A 17,020-nucleotide genomic window follows, 5' to 3' on the forward strand; every position below is an offset into this window, starting at 1 on the left:
CGCCGGGCCGCCCCGGGCAGGGTGATCGCCACCACCGCCCCTGTCACGTTCGTCACGCTGGTTGGACACCCGATCCCCTGTCCTGGTTGCCCCGCGCCGGGGGAGTTTTTCCGCAGAGAGGAATCCCCCTCCGGAACACATCGCTCCGAAGGGGGATTCTGGCAGACCCGGCGGACGGTCAGGGTCCGCTTCACCCGTCCCGCACACAACCTCTGCGCTGTGCGCGGACCTCAGGTGCGGGCAATCTTGCTAGATAGGCCTCAGCGGCCGGTGCCGCCGTAGACGACCGCCTCGTCGCCGGAGCTGTCCAGCCCGAAGGCGGTGTGCACGGCGCGGACCGCCTCCGGCACGTCCTCGGCGCGGGTGACCACCGAGATCCGGATCTCCGAGGTGGAGATCAGCTCGATGTTCACGCCCGCCTCGGACAACGCCTCGAAGAAGGTCGCGGTGACGCCCGGGTTGGAGCGCATGCCGGCGCCGACCAGCGAGATCTTGCCGATCGCGTCGTCGTACCGCAGCGACTCGTAGCCGATGCCCGCCTTGACCCGGCTCAGCGCGTCGATGGCCTTCTGGCCCTCGGTGCTGGGCAGGGTGAAGGAGATGTCGGTCAGGCCGGTGGCGGCGGCGGAGACGTTCTGCACCACCATGTCGATGTTGACCTCGGCGTCCGCGATGGCGCGGAAGATCCGGGCCGCCTCGCCCGGCTTGTCCGGCACGCCGACGACGGTGACCTTGGCCTCCGACGTGTCGTGGGCGACTCCGGAGATGATGGCCTGCTCCATCTCGCCCCCTTCGGGCTGGTTCGGGTTGGTGCCACTGACGATGGTCCCCGGCAGACCGGAGAACGACGATCGTACGTGAATGGGGATGTTGTAGCGCCGCGCGTACTCCACACAGCGGTCGAGCAGCACCTTGGAACCGGACGAGGCCAGTTCCAGCATGTCCTCGAAGGCGATCCAGTCGATCTTGCGGGCCTTCTTGACCACCCGCGGGTCGGCGGTGAACACGCCGTCCACGTCGGTGTAGATCTCGCAGACCTCGGCGCCCAGCGCGGCCGCCAGCGCCACCGCGGTGGTGTCGGAGCCGCCGCGGCCCAGCGTGGTGATGTCCTTGGAGACCTGCGAAACGCCCTGGAAGCCGGCCACGATCGCGACGTTGCCCTCGTCCAGGGCGTTGCGGATCCGGCCCGGCGTCACGTCGATGATCCGCGCCTTGTTGTGCGTCGAATCGGTGATCACACCGGCCTGGCTGCCGGTGAACGACTGGGCATCGAAGCCCAGCGTCTTGATCGCCATCGCCAGCAGCGCCATGGAGATGCGCTCTCCGGCGGTCAGCAGCATGTCGAACTCACGGCCGGACGGAATAGGCGTCACCTGTTCCGCGAGTTCGATGAGCTCGTCCGTGGTGTCACCCATCGCGGAGACCACGACGACGACCTCATGGCCGGCCTTCCGGGTGTCCACGATTCGGCGGGCGACGCGCTTGATGCCTTCGGCATCAGCGACGGATGAGCCGCCGTACTTCTGCACGACAAGGCCCACGGGGGCTCCTCGACTTGGGGTGTTGGGTCACCGTCAGTCTAACGAGCAGGGATGTTGCGACCGACGTCTTCCACATCGTGAGATGTGAATATCGAAATCTGATCACCGGGGACCGTCAGGTCTGCGGGCTCCGGCGGCCCACCCCGAAGAATCGGCGCCCGCACACCGCCCCCGGTACCGGAATCTTCGCCTCCGGCGCGCGGGTGACGGATGCGTCACACTCCCCCGGGCTCCGGCCTAGAGCCCGAGCTCGGCCGCCATCAGGTCGCCCGCCTGCTGCTCCAGCTGCTCGTCCGTCAACCCGTCGTCGTCAGTGTCCGCCCCGTCCGGCACCGCGCCCAGCGGCGAGTCCAGCCGCACGTGCGCGATCAGCGACTGCAGCGCCCGCAGCACCGCCGTGCAGGTCGAACCCCAGTTGGACAGGTACGAGAACTGCCACCACCACAGCGCCTCCGACACCCGGCCCTCGCGGTAGTGCGTCAGGCCGTGGCTCAGCTCGCTGACCACCCCGGCCAGGTCGTCCGAGATCCTGAACGCGCTCGGCTTCTCCGGCGGGCCGTACGGGTCGAACACCTCGTGGTAGACGTCGATCGGCGCCAGCAGCTCGGCGAGACGCTCGCGCAGCTCCACCCCGTCCGGCTCCGGGCCGGCGTCCGGCTCGAAGCGGTCATCCGGCAGCACGTCCTCGATCGCGCCCAGCCGGCCGCCCGCCAGCAGCAGCTGCGACACCTCCAGCAGCAGCAGCGAGATCGCGCTGCCCGGCTCGTCGCCCTTGGCGACCTCGGTGACGGCCAGCACGAAACTCTCCACCGAATCCGCGATCTGCACCGCGAAGTCGTCCGGGGCCTCGGTCCGGCCCAGCAGCGCGGCCGGGTCCGACGGGTGGGGACGGTCGGCGGCGTCGTGGCGCGCGGCGTCCTGGCGCGTGGCGTCCTGGCGCGTGGCGGCAGTGTCGCGGAGCGCGGTGTCGCGGTGTGCGGTGTCGGTTCGGTGAGCGGTGTCGGTTCGGTCAGACATCGAGCAGTCGTCTCCCTTCGAACGCCCGGCCGAGGGTGACCTCGTCGGCGTACTCCAAGTCCCCGCCGACGGGCAGTCCGCTCGCCAGCCGGGTGACCTTGAGGCCCATCGGCTTGCACAGCCGGGCCAGGTAGGTCGCGGTCGCCTCCCCCTCCAGATTGGGGTCGGTGGCCAGGATCAGCTCGGTGACCGTGCCGTCCGCGAGCCGGGTCATCAGTTCGCGGATCCGCAGATCGTCCGGACCGACCCCCTCGATCGGGCTGATCGCCCCGCCCAGCACGTGGTAGCGGCCGCGGAACTCACGCGTCCGCTCGATCGCCACCACGTCCTTGGGTTCCTCCACCACGCAGATCACCGCGAGGTCGCGACGCGGATCCAGGCAGACCCGGCACTGCTCGGACTCCGCGACGTTGCCGCAGACCGCGCAGAACCGCACCTTCTCCTTCACCTGCTGCAGCGCGAACGCCAGCCGCCGCACGTCCGTCGGATCGGCCTGCAGGATGTGGAAGGCGATCCGCTGGGCGCTCTTCGGACCGACTCCGGGCAGCCTGCCCAGCTCGTCGATCAGGTCCTGCACCACGCCCTCGTACACCGCCACGCCTTCCTTCGACCGGGGTTCGCACTCCGGTGCCATCATCCAACGAATCGGGCGCCGGACACACCGCCCGACGCCCTACTGGCTCATAAATCACACAACTCACTGGCAGCGAGCGTTTCAGTAACCGCTCAGCGCTGCACGGTGCTGCGTGTGGTTCAGAACGGGAGGCCCGGGATGCCGCCGCCCAGGCCCTGGGTCAACGGGCCCATCCGCTCCGCCTGGAGCTTCTGCGCCGCCGCGTTGGCGTCCCGCACCGCGGCCAGCACCAGGTCGCCCAGGGTCTCGGTGTCCTCCGGGTCGACCGCCTCCGGGGAGATGGTCACCGACGTCAGCTCGCCGGCGCCCGTCACCGTCACCTCCACCAGACCGCCGCCCGCGGAGCCGCGGACCACGGTCTCGGCGAGCTCCTTCTGAGCCCGGCCGAGCTCCTCCTGCATCTTCTGCGCCTGCTTCAGCAACTGCTGCATGTTCGGCTGGCCACCAGGGAACACGGCACTCTCCTCGATCCATCGGCACTCACGCTGGCCGACGCGAACCACCGCGGGCACCCGCGTCGACACCTGCCCCCGAGCCTACGCGGCCGCCCGTCGGCCCCACGTCAGTTCCGGAAGCCCCGTGCTGCCTGCGACGACTCAGCCCGGACGGTGGTGGATCTCCTCCAGCACCGTCGCCCCCAGCTCCCGGACGATCAGGTCCTGCGCGGAGAACACGTCCTCGTTCAGGTCCGGATCGTCCTCCTCCGGGATGTCGTCCTCCGGCGCCACCGCGGGGGGCGCCTGCACCGGCGGGGCGGCCGGCGCCTGCTGCACCGGCGGCGCGACGGGCGCGGACGGCTGCGGGGCCGGGGCCTGCGGAGCCTGCTGCACCGGCGGCGCGACGGGCGCGGGCGCGGACGGCTGCGGGGCGCGCGCCTGCGTGCCACCCCAGGCACCGCCCGCCGGCGCGGCCGGAGCCGGGGCCATCGGGGCGGCCGGGGGCGCGTACGAGGCGGCCGACTGGCCGGACGGCGAGGACGTGCCACCCGACGGGTCGACGATGCACTCCACCCGCCAGTCCACGCCCAGCGCGTCCGTCAGCGCCTGCTTCAGCACCTCGTCGCTGTGGCTGCCGACGAAGCTGTCCCGGGCGCCCGCGTTCACGAACGACACCTGCAGGGTGCTGCCGTCGAAGCCCGCCACCTGGCCGTTCTGGCTGAGCAGGATCCAGGTGAACCGGCGGCGGTTCTTCACCGCCTCCAGGATCTGCGGCCACATCTGCCGGATCTGGCCCGCGCCCTGCTGCGCCGCCACCGAGGGCTGGGCAGTGGGCGCGGCCTGAGCCTGCGGCTGCGGGGCGTGCGGCTGCGGGGCGTACTGCTGCGGGGCAGGGGCCGGGGCCTGCGGGGCCGCCGTGGCGGGCGGGGCGGGCGGCGGCGGGGTCTGGTCGGCCGGGGGGAAGCTGCGTGCGATCGGCCACGCGCCCGGGGCCGGGCCCGCCGGAGCGGGCGCCGGAGCGGGTGCGGGTGCGGGCACGGGTGCGGGGGCCTGCGGCTGGGCGGCCGGGGCCTGTGGCTGCACGGGCGCCTCCACCGGCGCGGGCTGGAACGCCATCGGCGCGGCGAACCCGCCCGTGGCGGCCCGGCGCTCCAGCTTGTCCAGCCGGGCCTGCGTCGACAGCTCGTCCCCGTACGCGCCGGGCAGCATCACCCGGGCGCAGATCAGCTCCAGCTGCAGGCGGGGAGCGGCGTTGCCGCGCATCTCCGTCAGGCCGGTGTTGACCAGGTCCGCGGCGCGGCTCAGCTCGGCCCGGCCGAAACGGTCGGCCTGCGCCTGCATCACCGCGACCCGGTCGGCCGGGGCGTCGATCAGGCCCTTCTCGCCCGCGTCCGGCACCGTGGCCAGGATCACCAGGTCGCGCAGCCGCTCCAGCAGGTCCGTGACGAACCGGCGCGGGTCGTGCCCGCCCTCGACCACCCGGTCGACCACCTGGAACACCGTCGCGCCGTCCTGCGCCGCGAACGCGTCCACCACCTCGTCCAGCAGCGAGGAATCGGTGTACCCCAGCAGCGAGGTGGCCATCTGGTACGTCACACCGGCCTCGCCGGCACCCGCCAGCAGCTGGTCCATCACCGACATCGAGTCACGCACCGACCCGGCGCCGGCCCTCACCACCAGCGGGAACACCGAGTCCTCGACCTGGATGCCCTCGCGACCGCACACCTGCGCCAGGTAGTCGCGCAGCGTGCCGGGGGGCACCAGCCGGAACGGGTAGTGGTGGGTCCGGGACCGGATCGTCCCGATCACCTTCTCCGGCTCGGTGGTGGCGAAGATGAACTTCAGGTGCTCCGGCGGCTCCTCCACCACCTTCAGCAGCGCGTTGAAGCCGGCCGAGGTCACCATGTGCGCCTCGTCCAGGATGAAAATCTTGTAGCGGCTGTGCACCGGCGCGAAGAACGCCCGCTCCCGCAGCTCACGCGCGTCGTCCACACCACCGTGCGACGCGGCGTCGATCTCGATCACATCGATCGAACCCGGCCCGCCGGTCGCGAGGTCGCGACACGACTGGCACTCCCCGCACGGCTCCGGGGTCGGCCCCTGCTCACAGTTCAGGCAGCGGGCCAGGATGCGGGCACTGGTCGTCTTTCCACACCCGCGCGGCCCGCTGAACAGGTACGCGTGGTTGACCCGGTTGTTACGCAGGGCCTGCTGGAGCGGGACGGTCACGTGCTCCTGCCCGATGACCTCCGCGAAGGTCTCGGGGCGGTAGCGGCGGTACAGGGCTAGGGACACGCCACCGACGATATCGGGACCAACGGACAAACGTGGCTCCCCACCACCACCGGCCCCGGAAACGCAAGGACCCCTCGCGCACCCGCCAGAGCCCTCCTACCCTTGCTGCCTTCCGGCCCTGGGGGGGTTCAGAGAGATGACGCCACACGAGGGGCTGCCCCAAGAGTAGCGGATCCCGGCCCCATTCCCCCCACCCACCCCAACCTCCTCCCCGATCTCCGATCCGCAGGCCACCCCCTCCACCCACCTGCGAGAGCGTGGTCGCAACCACCCCTCAACATGTACTAAGCTCTCCCACGGAGGATTCGCCTAGAGGCCTAGGGCGCACGCTTGGAAAGCGTGTTGGGGGCAACCCCTCACGAGTTCGAATCTCGTATCCTCCGCCTCCGCCCGCCAGGGCAAACGAGGGCCCCGACCGCTCAGCGATCGGGGCCCTCGTCGTTGCGTGGTCTCAGTTTTGGTCTCAGTCGGGGTTTTGGGCCTGGGGCAAACTCACCAGGAGACCGTAGGGCTCGCCACTCCGAGCGTCCCCACCAAGTCTCAGTCCCGCAGAGCCGACGACCCCTGTTACCACTTCCTCCCCATGACGCGTGGAAGGGCACGGCCCACAATTCCAAGAAAGCCAGTTCGACTCCTGTGTGCCCTGCCACACTGTTTCGCAGCGTGAGGGACGCTCGGGATGAGGAGCTGTGCGTGGCCAATGAGATGATCAACGACCGGTTCATGCTCCTGCCGGTCGACCCACGCAAGGGCGGACTGTCCGAGGTCCGCAAGGCCATCGACACACACAGCCCCGACGGTGCAGCCTCCGCGGTAAAACTGCTGCTTCCGCAAGAAAACGACGAGATCATCGAGCTGTTCCTGGCGCGTGAGACCGGCGCTCTGCAGGAGCTGCGGCACCCCCACATCGTCGAGATGCTCGCCTCGGGATGGGACGCGGGCCTTGGCCGGTACTACATCGCGCTGGAGTGGATCGAGCGGAACCTCAAGGACGAGATGGCTCACGGACGTCCGACGTCCTGGCCTAAGTTCTTCGAGCAGATCGGCGCGCCGCTCGCATCGGCGCTGGCCTTTGCCCACACACGTGAGATCGAGCACCGGGACCTGAAACCCGGGAACGTACTGCTCAGCGCGGACGGCACGGTCAAACTCGCTGATTTCGGCATCGCCAAGATCCGCTCGAAAGTCGCGCTCGAAGCGTCAGCGGAGGAGACGGTCGCCGGCTTCCGTTCCAACCTGTACTCCCCGCCCGAACAGTCCGACACCATTCCGTACGTCCGTGACGTGTTCGGCTATGGCGTCCTGGCCATCCAGGTCATGTCAGCGGGCAAGGCACACGATTACCCGGACCTGGCCCGGGTTCTGGAAGACCTGGAGTTGCCGCCCGAGATCCACGCCATCCTGGCGGACTGCATCGACTTCGACCCGGCCAACCGCCCACCGAACGCCTCCGTTTTGGAGCAGCGGCTTCGAGAGGCCGACGAGGTCCGCCAAGCTCGCTGGGCTAGGCGCCACAACTTCTTGTGGCTGAAGCTCACCAAGGCTGCTGCCGAGACCATCCTGGAAGTACCGCGTGGAGGGGAACTCGACTGGCAACGCGCCGAAGCCGCCTTGATGGACGACTTCGGCGGCACTGTGCACGCCGACTACGGCTTCAACCCGCAAACTAACGAGACGGATCGGGAGACGATCCGCCTCGCTGGCCGCACGTTGCTGCTGCGTTTGAAAGCCGATGACCGAGAGAACGACCGGTCCGCCGTCGTTCAGGTCCAACGCAAACCGGAGGAGTGGCTGGCTAAGTGGCGGAGGAAGGCCGTGTCAGTGGGGTCACTGCTCACCTTCGACTTCCGAGACCCGGGCGAAGCTGCCGCCTATGACGGTCTGCATGCCTTGCTCGGTATGCTCGACGATCACGATGCCGCCCGCACCGCGGTGAAGGAGCAGGAACAGGTCCGCAACCTCGGCGACCTGTTCGACGCATGGGGGCGGCTGCTAGATGCCCGTGAGGAACTCGCGGCTGGCGGCCGGCAGACCCTTGAATACACCAGAGTCAGCGGCGATGGTCGCACGAGGATCTTCCACCTTGCCAAGGCGGTGGAGGACCCGCTGGCCCTGCTGGGGGAAGAGTGGAGTGCTGCCGACTACGCGCAAGGCAGGCCACTGGAGCGAGGCCAGATCACCGGGGCTTCCGGCGAACAGCTGATCATGACGTTCCCGCGCCTCGCCCGGCGAATACCGGATCGCGGTGTGCTGCTGCCCTACCTCGGCCCCACCCAGACCGCGCTAGCCCGCCAGCGCGATGCGCTCACCACTGTTGCTGCGGGGCAGAGTGTTAACCGTTCGCTCCGCCAAGTGATCGACGATCCGGATAGCCTCCGTGTCGGCACCCCGACAGATATCGAAGACTGGTTCCGTGGCGATCTAGACGCCAGCAAGCGCGACGTTGTCCGCCGCGCGTTGGGCTCGCAAGATCTGCTGCTAATCGAGGGGCCGCCGGGTACTGGCAAGACCACCGTAATCGCGGAGATCGTCGAACAGACTTTGCGTCGTACGCCGAAGGCACGCATTCTTATCGTCAGTCAGACCCATATCGCCATCGACAACGCCCTCAACCGCATCGCGGCATCGGGGCGCACCGATGTGGTCAGACTCGGCCGCCCAGATGATCCGAGGGTCGCACCCGACACTCAGCATCTCCTGCTCGACAAACAGATCAAGCGTTGGTCGCGCCAAGTCCGCGCAAAGGCCGAGGCATATCTGGAGCAGCTTGCCAGCCACAACAACCTCCAGGGCCGCCACCTCAAGGCGGCACTGACGCTGGAAGGGCTCGCGGCCGTCGCCTCCGACATTGCGCACGTAGAGCGACGCATTACCGAGCTGGCAGGGCAACCCGTCGACGACCGCACTACCTCCTCGCGAGAGCTCGCCGAAGAGATCGTGTCTGCCCGCGCCCGCCTTGACGACCTCCTCGAGCAGCGCAGCGAGTTGTTCACCCAGGTCCAGCGGGAACTTGAGGGGGACCTCACCCTCAAGGAGGACATGCCGGCCGCCGATTTCCGCATGGTCGTGGCCGCACTGCTGGGCGACGACTCGATCGCCGTCGGCCTGGTGGACGTATTGCGGCTGCAAGGCGAGTGGCTGCAGCGCATCGAAACCGACCAGGCCCTGGTCGGTTCCTTCTTGCGGACGCGCAACGTTGTCGGCGGAACCGCGCTGGGTTTCCTCGGTCACCAGGCCGTGCGCGACCTCGACTTCGACCTATGCATCTTCGACGAGGCATCCAAGGCCACAGCAACCGAAGCATTGGTACCTCTCGCCCGCGCCCGCCAGTGGATCATGGTTGGGGACACCCGTCAGTTGCCTCCGCTGGACGAGGACCTGCTGCGCGAGCGCAAGCTCATGGAGGACTACCAGCTCTTCCCTGAGCTGGTGGAGACCACCTTGTTCCAGTACCTCATCAACCGCACCCAGCACCCGGTCAAGCATTTGTTGCGCGAGCAGTATCGGATGACGCCGGCGATCGGCAACATGATCTCCACATGCTTCTATAAGGAGCAGTTGCGGTCCCCTGGCACCAGCAAGCTCCCCGGCTACGACCAGCTCTACAAGCCGATCCATTGGATTGATACTTCACGGCTCGGCAGGCAGCGCCGCGAAGCCGAGCGCACCGACACCGAGCGCAGTGTCCTGAACCGCGCTGAGGCTCAACTGGTTGCACGCCGCCTGCAGGCCGTCGACCGCGCCGTCGAGACACGCCTGATCAAACCCGGGCAGGGTGGCAAGCTCGATGTCCTCGTCATCGCCCCGTACAGCAGGCAGGTCGAGGAACTAAGCCGTCGCCTCGCCTCACTCCGCCTGTCACACCTGGTCGTCGAGGTGCTATCCGTCGACGCCGTCCAGGGCCGCGAATGCGACTTGGCCTTCTTCTCCGTCACGCGTAGCAATGATCGCGCCGACTTCGGGTTCCTCGGCGAGCCCTACTGGCGCCGCATCAATGTTGCCCTCTCCCGAGCCCGCTATGGCCTGGTCGTCGTCGGCGACACCGCGTTCTGCCAGAGCAAGCCCGGAGCCCTGCGCGACGTCCTGGACTATATCCGCGCCCACCCTGAGGACTGCGAGATCACCGATGCCGACCTTTAGCCCTGACAGCCTCCTCGCCGTCCGCTTCCACAATGCGCGCCCTGGCCTCGAACTCATCACCATCATCGATGCGGCCCTCCCGGTGACTCCGGTCACCGTCGCCGTCGAAGCCCAGGAGCGGAAGCAACTGCCTCTGCTCGACGAGTTCGTTCTGCGCCTAGTCAGTGCCAACATCCGTACGCCGGAAAGTATCGGCGGCATCCTTGGACTAGAAACATCAATGGTCGCCAAGGCTGTTTCCGACCAGTTCTCCCACGACCACCTTGTCTACGGCCGACCACAGCCCGGCACCAAGCCCCACCAATATCCGCTGCGACTGACCGGCAAGGGGCAGAGAGCCGCTAACGAACTTACAGTTACCCGCCCGCAGCGCAGTGACATGCCTTTCATCTGGGACCGGCTGCTGCGCAAGGTTCGCCCTTACGATCGCCAGTCCGTCATCACTAAGCGCCGCGCCACCGAAGACGACCTCTTGCTGCTCCCTGCAGTCGAGAACACCGAGATTCAGCCCGGCGACCTTTCGCTCGCCGAGCTCAACCTCCTTCTCAAGGACCGGGAGGATCAACGCGAGATCCTCGCGGTTCGTCGCGTCACTCAGACCCCAGCACCGCGCTTCATTCCCGCGAAGGTCCTCGTCTACGCCGACGAGGACCGTACCGACCTTCAGCTCGGCGTCGTCGTCGACGGAGAACTCAGCCATCCCCATGAGATCGCTCTCCTCAACCATGGCGGAGCCCAGGCTCTTGGTATCAACGTCGAGCCCGCCCCGCCTCGCCCCACCCTCACAGCCGACCTCGAACGCATTCGAGTCCCGCTGGCGGAGGTGACTCGCCAACGAGCCGATGCCGCAGCACACATGCGGGCCACCCCGCTCAGCGCTGCACCGCATCAACCCGAACCCGTCCAAGACGAGATTCGGGCAATCAGTGTGTTTGAACATCCCGACCTCTTGGACGAGGCCCTGACCAGCGCTAGGCGCCGCATCCTGCTCATCTCACCGTGGGTCAAGCGCAAAATCATCACTACCGATTTTCTCAGCAAGCTAGAAGGACGCCTACGCGCCAAGGTCTCCGTAGACATCGCCTACGGCTACAGCAGCGACGAATCCGAATCCGACCATGACGCGATCCGCCGCCTCACGAACCTCGCCGACCGCTACCCCCAGCACTTCCACTTCAGCCGCTTGAAAAGCACCCATGCCAAGGTTCTGCTATTCGACGACGTGTGGATTACCACAAGCTTCAATTGGCTGTCTTTTAAGGGCGACCGCAACCGCACGTTCCGAAGCGAGGAAGGCACCCTAGTCCGCGGCCGCGCGTCAGCAGATGAGCACTACCAACGCTATCTCGACCAGATCGATGCCGAACGCGCCTGAGCCGAGATACTTTACCTTGAATCCGGCTCTATCCTCGAAGACCAGAAGACCTTGTCGCTCCATAAATCTCGACATGCCAGGGCCCGGCAACTATGCCGTCGGGCCCTGGCATCAGAGATCGAGCTAACACGAGCTCAGGCTGTGCCTCCGTCCGGTTCCTTCAGAACGCTTCCAGCCTTGCCCCACAGTGCCTCCCCGATCTTCCTGCCGACGTCGTGCAGCATCGGGTCGGTGACGTGCTGGTAGCGCTTGGCCATCGAGACCGAGGACCAGCCCGTGATCGCCATGACGATCCGTTCGGGGACTCCGAGCAGGAGAAGGACGGTCAAGGCGGTGTGACGGGCGTCGTGGAGACGTCCGTCTCGGGTGCCGGTTTCGCGTAGGAGGCGCTTCCAGTGGAGGTAGTCGGCGCTGGGGTTGATGGGCTGGCCGGTCTCGTCGGTTAAGACGTAGCCCTTCTCCTCCCAGAGGTCGCGGGCGAGGGTGCGCTCAACGGTCCTGCTCGTCCTTGTGGTGGCGGAGGATCACGGCGAACGGCTCGGGCAGCGGCATCGGGCGGCGGCCGGCGCGGGACGTGGTGTCCTTCATCTCCCTGCGGACGGCCACCTTCTGCGGGCAGAAGCCAGGCTTGCGCCCACAGCGGTCGCCGCAGCCGTGCGCGTACTTGGGCCGGAGTCGGCCGCAGGGAGCCGTTCTTGGCGAGGCGGGCTTCGGTGACCCTTCTGATAGGCGCGCATCACCCCGTCGGCCTCGGGGGTGAGGGTCGCGGTCTCGACGCAGTCGAACAGGGCCATGGCCAGGGCGGATTCATGAAGTAGGTGTCGACCACGTCGTCCGGGATGAGGTCGGGCTCGGTGTGCGGCTGCCGACCAGGGATTCGGGGACGGCGTTGAGGTAGCGGGCGAGCAGGCCGCGTTCTGCTGAGTCGAAGAAAGTTCCTGGAACCGCTCCGCTGCTGCGGACACGGAAGGTGTGTGGAGTCCTTCTTGCCCCCTCAGCAGAGCTCGGCCGGTGACCGGCGCGCCTTCGCCCTGCTCTTCGACGAGTACGCCAAGGCCGTATATCTGCATGCGATCAGAGCGACGGGGAACCGGGATCTGGCCGACGACGTGGTGTCCCTGACGTTCCTCGAGTCCTGGCGGCTGCGCGAGAAGCTGCGCGGTGAGGTGCTCAACCCGCGGGCATGGCTGCTGGGGATCGCGACCAACGTACTGCGCAACACCACGCGGGCGGCGCGTCGACACCGAGCGGCCATGTCCCGGCTGCCTCCGCGCGAGCCGCTGCCGGACTTCGCCGACGAGGTTGTGGGCCGGATCGTCGACGCCGACATGGCTGCGGCAGCGGTGAGGGCGCTCGGTCAGCTGCGCCGCAGCGAGCGCGAGGTGTTCATGCTCGTGGTGTGGTCAGGCCTCGGCTACGCGGAGGCAGCCCAGGCGCTCGGCGTCCCCGTCGGCACCGTGCGCTCCCGGCTCTCGCGCGCTCGGGACAGGCTCCACAAGATCGTCTCCGCGGAACAGCCATCGGTCCAAACAAGGCCAGAACCCCGGTCCGCCCGCAAACACCACCTCCATGACAGCCATCTCTCGGTGGGGAGTCACCAAGGAAGGAAGCAGCCGTGATCACCGATTCCGGAGACCGCCACGCGCCGGACGAGCACAGCGAGCGCCGCAACCTCATGCGCCTGCTGCCGCCCCCGACCCACCCGGACATGGGACTCGACCGCCATCGCGCGAGCAAGGAGTTCCTGTTGAACGAGATCGATCGGCACCACCGTCCTTCCACCCCCGCCCCTGGGCGCCGGCGTCGACTCGCCCTGGTGACTGCGGTGGCCGCCGTCGCCGGCGTCGCCGTGGTGATCGCCACGCAGGGCGGCAACGCGCCCGCAGAAAAGGCACCGCCGGCCACTGCGGCCTCCGTCCAGCTCCTGGACCAGGTGGCGCAGGTCGCCTTCAGCCGACCCCAGACGCAGGTCCGCGACGACCAGTACAGCTACGTCAAGACGGTCGGACACAGCGTCTCGCTGAGCGAGGGCAGCGGTGGAACGATGCAGCGCGACATCATCACCGAGAACACGGAGCAGTGGATCGCGGTGGACGGCCTGCGGCCCGGCCTCCAGCGCGGGACCGGAGGCGACAAGCAGATCCCGGCCCCCAATGGCGGCGCGCTCAACTCCCCCACCTACAAGCTCCTGGCCGGCCTGCCGACCGCCCCCGAGGCACTGCTGAAGCAGATCTACGCCGATGCCGATCTGAACCACGGCTCCGGCAGCGCGTCCACGACCGGTCCCGACCAGGAGGCGTTCGTGACCATCGGCGACCTGCTGCGTTCCTCGGCCGCACCCCCGCAGGTCAGCGCGGCCCTGTACCGGGCCGCAGGACACATTCCGGGAGTGATGACCGTTGACGACGCGGTCGACGCGGCCGGGCGTCACGGCGTGGCCGTGGCCCGCGTGCACGGGGGTGAGCGCAACGAGTGGATCTTCGACAAGCAGAGCCTGCGCCTGCTCGGCGAGCGCACCATCCTGTTGAAGGACGGCCCCTGGGGCAAGGCGGGCGACGAGGTGACCTCGATCGCCATCGTCGCGCACGGTGTCGCAGATACTCCCGGACAGACGCCCACCACGGAATCAAACATTTGAGTCGATCGGTAGTGTCGCCTTCCGGTTTCGCTTGCCGCTGTGGCCATGCAGCCCCTTGCGGCCGGTCCGCAGATGGATGCCGACGATCCGGCACGCCTCTTTGTTGCCGTAGCCCTGCTGCATGGACTGGGAGTATGCCGCCCGCTCCCGGCTTAACTTCACCGGGCACCGCGACAGGTCCTTACGGATCTCGAAGTCCAATGCATCCCCTGAGCTGGGGTGTTGCAACGACTCCGAGAACCCAAGCTGCAGCGCTGGCCCCGACAGCCTTGGTCTCAGGACCAGCCGGGGGCGGGGTCACCTGCCCGAGAACGACCAGCTGGTACGGCGGTGGCGGCCGGGGCGGCTGCTGATGGCACGTTTTCCACCGGTGCAGGACCGGCCGGTTCGTCGTTGAGGAGGATAGAGCGCCACACCCGTTCCTGAAGTTCGCGGATGCACGGCTTGCAGCCGTACATGGCCGCCTGGGCGCCCGCGACGCTGGCCGGACCGATCCACAGGACTCTGGTCCATTGCTGGCCGCAGTAGAGCCAGCAGAATCCGTCGACCCAGGGGTTGCCGTCGTCACTCGACGGCGGGTCGGGCAACCCCGCCGCGCGCGAACTCGGCGATGCCAAGAACCACCAGGCGTGGCGCAGACAGTTCGGCGAGCACGGCCTCACCCATCCCTTGGGCCATCGCTACCGGAAGTGCGGTCGGGGAACTGGGCTGCCGCCGTGTCAGGTTCGACGACCTCGCCGGCCTCCAGCCCGTCGATGGGCATCCACTCGTGCTCCAGGATCGAGTAGGTGATCGAGTCGCGCCAGGCCCCGTTGACGAAGACGTGGTCGCGGATGCGGCCGTCCTCGGTCATACCTGCTCGCAGGAGCGTCCGGGCGGATGCCTCGTTGAGAGGGGATCGTGCCGCCCAAATCCGGTGCAGTCCGAGGAGGTTGAAGCCGAGGGCGGACAAGAGGTGGACGACCTCGGTGCCGTGGCCTTTGCCCCACTCGGCCGAGTGGAGGGCGAAGCCGATGGTGGCGGCCTGCTGGGGCTCCGTCGCCAGCCGCGCGTAGCCGATCAGGCGCTGGTCGCCGTGATGGGTGACGGCGAGGCCGTACTCGGTCCTCGGGTCGTGCTTCGCCGAGTCGATCGAGCGGTCGACGATCGCCTGCACCTGATCCCGGGTGCGCGGCTCGAAGCTGAGGTGCCGGGTGGCCTCGGGGTCGCCGTAGATGGCCAGGAGGTCGTCAGTGTCGCCGGGTTCGATCTCGCGCAACGTCAGGCGGGGGCCGGTCAGGTGGACTGAGGTCATGACCGCGGAGCCTATCCGCGGGCTCACCGGACGAGGACCGATGTCGGCGTCGCGGTGAACGCCTCGATCTCCTCCCGCAGGCCGGCCGCCGCGCCACCGCCCCGGTGCGCGTCGAACGGCAGCGCGGCATGGACGCGCTGGGCGCTGCTGGTGATGCCGAAGTTCCGCTGTTCGATGGGCAGGTCGAGCACGGGGCGGACCGCCTCGGCCGCACCTTCGATCTCGCCCCGGGCGATGCGGGCGAGCGCGAGGTCGGTCTGGGCACCGGCCTCGTCGCCGAAGGCCCACTCGTCCTCGGTGGCGGTGCGGTACGCGGTAACGGCCGCTTCTGCCTGGGTCTCGCCGAGCGCGGGGTCCTCGCCGAGGTGCACGGTGGCCTCGGCGACGTAGTAGAGCTGCCGGGGGACGGAGAAGGTCATGATGCCGCCGAAGCCGTCCAGGTCGTCGGGTTCGACGGCGGCCCGCGCGTCCTCGGCCCGGCTGATGGCGGCGCGAGTGGCCTCGCCGTTGCCGAGGAGAGCGTGAGCGCGGGCGGAGAGACAGGCGAGCCAGACTCCGGTGGTGCCGCGGACGTTGCCGGTGACGGTCTGCCCGAGGTCGGCGTAGTCGGCAGCTTCGGCCGGGCGGCCGGCCCAGTAGGAGATGAGCGACTGCAGCGACCGAACCCAGGCGCGCATGGCGTGGTGGTCGGCGTTGTCGGCGCAGACGAAGGCGGTGCGGGCCTGCATCATGGCGGCGCTCGGGTTGCCGAGGTCGTGGCTGGCCTTGGCCAGCATGCCGGAGGTGATTCCGGCGAGCAGGTACAACTCGCGAGCCTGCAGCGGCTTGACCCGACCCTGCTCCAGGAGCCGGAAGGTCAGGTCTTGGACCTCCACCAGGTCGCCGAGCAGGGTCGGCAGCGCGAGTTTCGGGTACGCGACGGTGAGTCGCCGTACCTCGTCCTGGATCTGGCCCAGAGTCTCCGGGCCGACACTGCTTCCTTCCGCCATCGCGCTGAAGCGAAGCGCACGACGAGCCGCCATCGCGACCTGCCTTTCCAATTCCGTGGTGCCCGCGTCGAGGCGGGACTCGCTGCTGAACGGTCCTCCAGCGGGCAGAGTCGCTGCCTGCTCGGAAGAGAGAAGGGCAGGGACCGCCCGTGGCGGCGGGACGACGAGCGGAGACGGAGTGGCAGGTGCCGGGGCGAGCAGCCGGTCGACGCCGACGTCGAACATGGCCTCCAGTACTCGGCACTGATCCGGATAGGGACGAGTCTTCACCCCGCCCCCGTACCAGCGCTCGAACTGCCGCTTGGAGACCGACAGACCCGCCAGGCGCGGATCTGCCTCGGTCTCGGCGAGCTGGGCTGCGGCGGCCTCGAAGCGGCGTCGGAAGGTCGCATGGACCTGCCAGTGCCGTTCCAGCGTCAAGACCCTTAAGAGGACGGTAAGTAACGTGATGTCCGTTTCGAGCTTTCGTTTGGGGTAGGCGGGCTGGCCTCGGACCGGTCAGCCTTCTATGGCCGTGGCTGGGTGAACAGGCCCGGCTCGGGTTCGACCAGGATTCCGCGTCCGGCCAGCCGCTTGAGTTTCAGTCGGACGTTGTTGACGGTGTTGGGCGCGATCTCCAGGTCGATCGCCTCGCACACGGCCCGTGCCCTCAGCGGGGTG

13 protein-coding genes, 1 tRNA gene and 1 other RNA gene are annotated in these 17,020 nt (G+C 68.3%); 5 read left to right on the forward strand and 10 right to left on the reverse strand.

Going from position 1 to position 17,020, the window contains the following annotated elements; all coding sequences use genetic code 11:
* Positions 1 to 260 precede the first annotated feature (260 nt).
* The 6 genes from ACIHEI_RS21660 to ffs form a co-directional block, all read right to left on the reverse strand.
* On the reverse strand, positions 261 to 1,541 hold the full coding sequence (locus ACIHEI_RS21660; protein ID WP_387639223.1) for an aspartate kinase: 1,281 nt from the start codon (positions 1,539 to 1,541) through the stop codon (positions 261 to 263).
* 237 nt (positions 1,542 to 1,778) lie between these two features.
* The gene (locus tag ACIHEI_RS21665) at positions 1,779 to 2,558 is read right to left on the reverse strand and encodes a DUF5063 domain-containing protein (protein WP_396607737.1); all 780 of its coding nucleotides are present in this window, start codon (positions 2,556 to 2,558) and stop codon (positions 1,779 to 1,781) included.
* The gene (recR, locus tag ACIHEI_RS21670; protein ID WP_387640690.1) at positions 2,551 to 3,150 is read right to left on the reverse strand and encodes a recombination mediator RecR; all 600 of its coding nucleotides are present in this window, start codon (positions 3,148 to 3,150) and stop codon (positions 2,551 to 2,553) included. Before recR ends, ACIHEI_RS21665 begins: the two co-directional genes overlap by 8 nt.
* A 161-nt stretch (positions 3,151 to 3,311) precedes the next feature.
* Positions 3,312 to 3,623 (reverse strand): YbaB/EbfC family nucleoid-associated protein, encoded by a 312-nt coding sequence (locus tag ACIHEI_RS21675; protein ID WP_380487984.1) that lies wholly within the window; start codon positions 3,621 to 3,623, stop codon positions 3,312 to 3,314.
* A gap of 165 nt (positions 3,624 to 3,788) precedes the next feature.
* Positions 3,789 to 5,924: a DNA polymerase III subunit gamma and tau gene (locus ACIHEI_RS21680; RefSeq protein ID WP_396607738.1), complete on the reverse strand. Its 2,136-nt coding sequence runs from the start codon at positions 5,922 to 5,924 to the stop codon at positions 3,789 to 3,791.
* Positions 5,925 to 5,989: 65 nt separating this feature from the next.
* Positions 5,990 to 6,080, reverse strand: an RNA gene (gene ffs, locus ACIHEI_RS21685) — signal recognition particle sRNA small type.
* 142 nt (positions 6,081 to 6,222) lie between these two features.
* Between ffs and ACIHEI_RS21690 the strand changes: the two genes are divergently transcribed.
* From ACIHEI_RS21690 to ACIHEI_RS21700, 3 genes are all read left to right on the forward strand, one after another.
* Positions 6,223 to 6,307: transfer RNA gene (locus tag ACIHEI_RS21690), tRNA-Ser, on the forward strand.
* 310 nt (positions 6,308 to 6,617) lie between these two features.
* Entirely contained in the window at positions 6,618 to 10,064 is a 3,447-nt protein-coding gene (locus ACIHEI_RS21695) for an AAA domain-containing protein (protein ID WP_396607739.1), read from the forward strand.
* Complete coding sequence (locus ACIHEI_RS21700) at positions 10,051 to 11,439, forward strand: hypothetical protein (RefSeq protein WP_396607740.1); 1,389 nt, start codon at positions 10,051 to 10,053, stop codon at positions 11,437 to 11,439. Before ACIHEI_RS21695 ends, ACIHEI_RS21700 begins: the two co-directional genes overlap by 14 nt.
* Positions 11,440 to 11,573: 134 nt before the next feature.
* Here ACIHEI_RS21700 and ACIHEI_RS21705 read toward each other — a convergent pair whose 3' ends face one another.
* Positions 11,574 to 11,861: a tyrosine-type recombinase/integrase gene (locus ACIHEI_RS21705; protein ID WP_396607750.1), complete on the reverse strand. Its 288-nt coding sequence runs from the start codon at positions 11,859 to 11,861 to the stop codon at positions 11,574 to 11,576.
* A 564-nt stretch (positions 11,862 to 12,425) separates the two neighbouring features.
* Here ACIHEI_RS21705 and ACIHEI_RS21710 point away from each other — a divergent pair.
* Both ACIHEI_RS21710 and ACIHEI_RS21715 read left to right on the forward strand, forming a co-directional pair.
* Positions 12,426 to 13,058 carry an RNA polymerase sigma factor gene (locus tag ACIHEI_RS21710; protein ID WP_396607741.1) on the forward strand — a complete coding sequence of 211 codons (633 nt, stop codon included), beginning with the start codon at positions 12,426 to 12,428 and terminating at the stop codon, positions 13,056 to 13,058.
* Positions 13,055 to 14,077, forward strand: a complete 1,023-nt coding sequence (locus ACIHEI_RS21715) for a CU044_5270 family protein (RefSeq protein ID WP_396607742.1) — start codon at positions 13,055 to 13,057, stop codon at positions 14,075 to 14,077. The genes ACIHEI_RS21710 and ACIHEI_RS21715 overlap by 4 nt, the downstream gene beginning before the upstream one ends.
* Here ACIHEI_RS21715 and ACIHEI_RS21720 read toward each other — a convergent pair.
* The 3 genes from ACIHEI_RS21720 to ACIHEI_RS21730 all read right to left on the reverse strand — a co-directional run bounded on the left by ACIHEI_RS21720 (position 14,066) and on the right by ACIHEI_RS21730 (position 16,360).
* Complete coding sequence (locus ACIHEI_RS21720) at positions 14,066 to 14,278, reverse strand: hypothetical protein (RefSeq protein ID WP_396607743.1); 213 nt, start codon at positions 14,276 to 14,278, stop codon at positions 14,066 to 14,068. The genes ACIHEI_RS21715 and ACIHEI_RS21720 overlap by 12 nt on opposite strands.
* Before the next feature lie 457 nt (positions 14,279 to 14,735).
* Complete coding sequence (locus ACIHEI_RS21725) at positions 14,736 to 15,371, reverse strand: GNAT family N-acetyltransferase (RefSeq protein ID WP_396607744.1); 636 nt, start codon at positions 15,369 to 15,371, stop codon at positions 14,736 to 14,738.
* A 23-nt stretch (positions 15,372 to 15,394) separates the two neighbouring features.
* Positions 15,395 to 16,360, reverse strand: coding sequence for a hypothetical protein (locus ACIHEI_RS21730; RefSeq protein ID WP_396607745.1), 966 nt, complete (start codon positions 16,358 to 16,360; stop codon positions 15,395 to 15,397).
* Positions 16,361 to 17,020: the final 660 nt, after the last annotated feature.

This window comes from Kitasatospora sp. NPDC051984, from assembly GCF_044593455.1.
Classification (GTDB): Bacteria; Actinomycetota; Actinomycetes; order Streptomycetales; family Streptomycetaceae; genus Kitasatospora.

Coding starts and splice junctions, on each gene's coding strand:
- ACIHEI_RS21700 (WP_396607740.1), top strand. CDS start 10,051: ATGCCGACCTTTAGCCCTGACAGCCTCCTCGCCGTCCGCTTCCACAAT.
- ACIHEI_RS21730 (WP_396607745.1), bottom strand. CDS start 16,360: ATGGCGGAAGGAAGCAGTGTCGGCCCGGAGACTCTGGGCCAGATCCAG.
- ACIHEI_RS21665 (WP_396607737.1), bottom strand. CDS start 2,558: ATGTCTGACCGAACCGACACCGCTCACCGAACCGACACCGCACACCGC.
- ACIHEI_RS21725 (WP_396607744.1), bottom strand. CDS start 15,371: ATGACCTCAGTCCACCTGACCGGCCCCCGCCTGACGTTGCGCGAGATC.
- ACIHEI_RS21675 (WP_380487984.1), bottom strand. CDS start 3,623: ATGCAGCAGTTGCTGAAGCAGGCGCAGAAGATGCAGGAGGAGCTCGGC.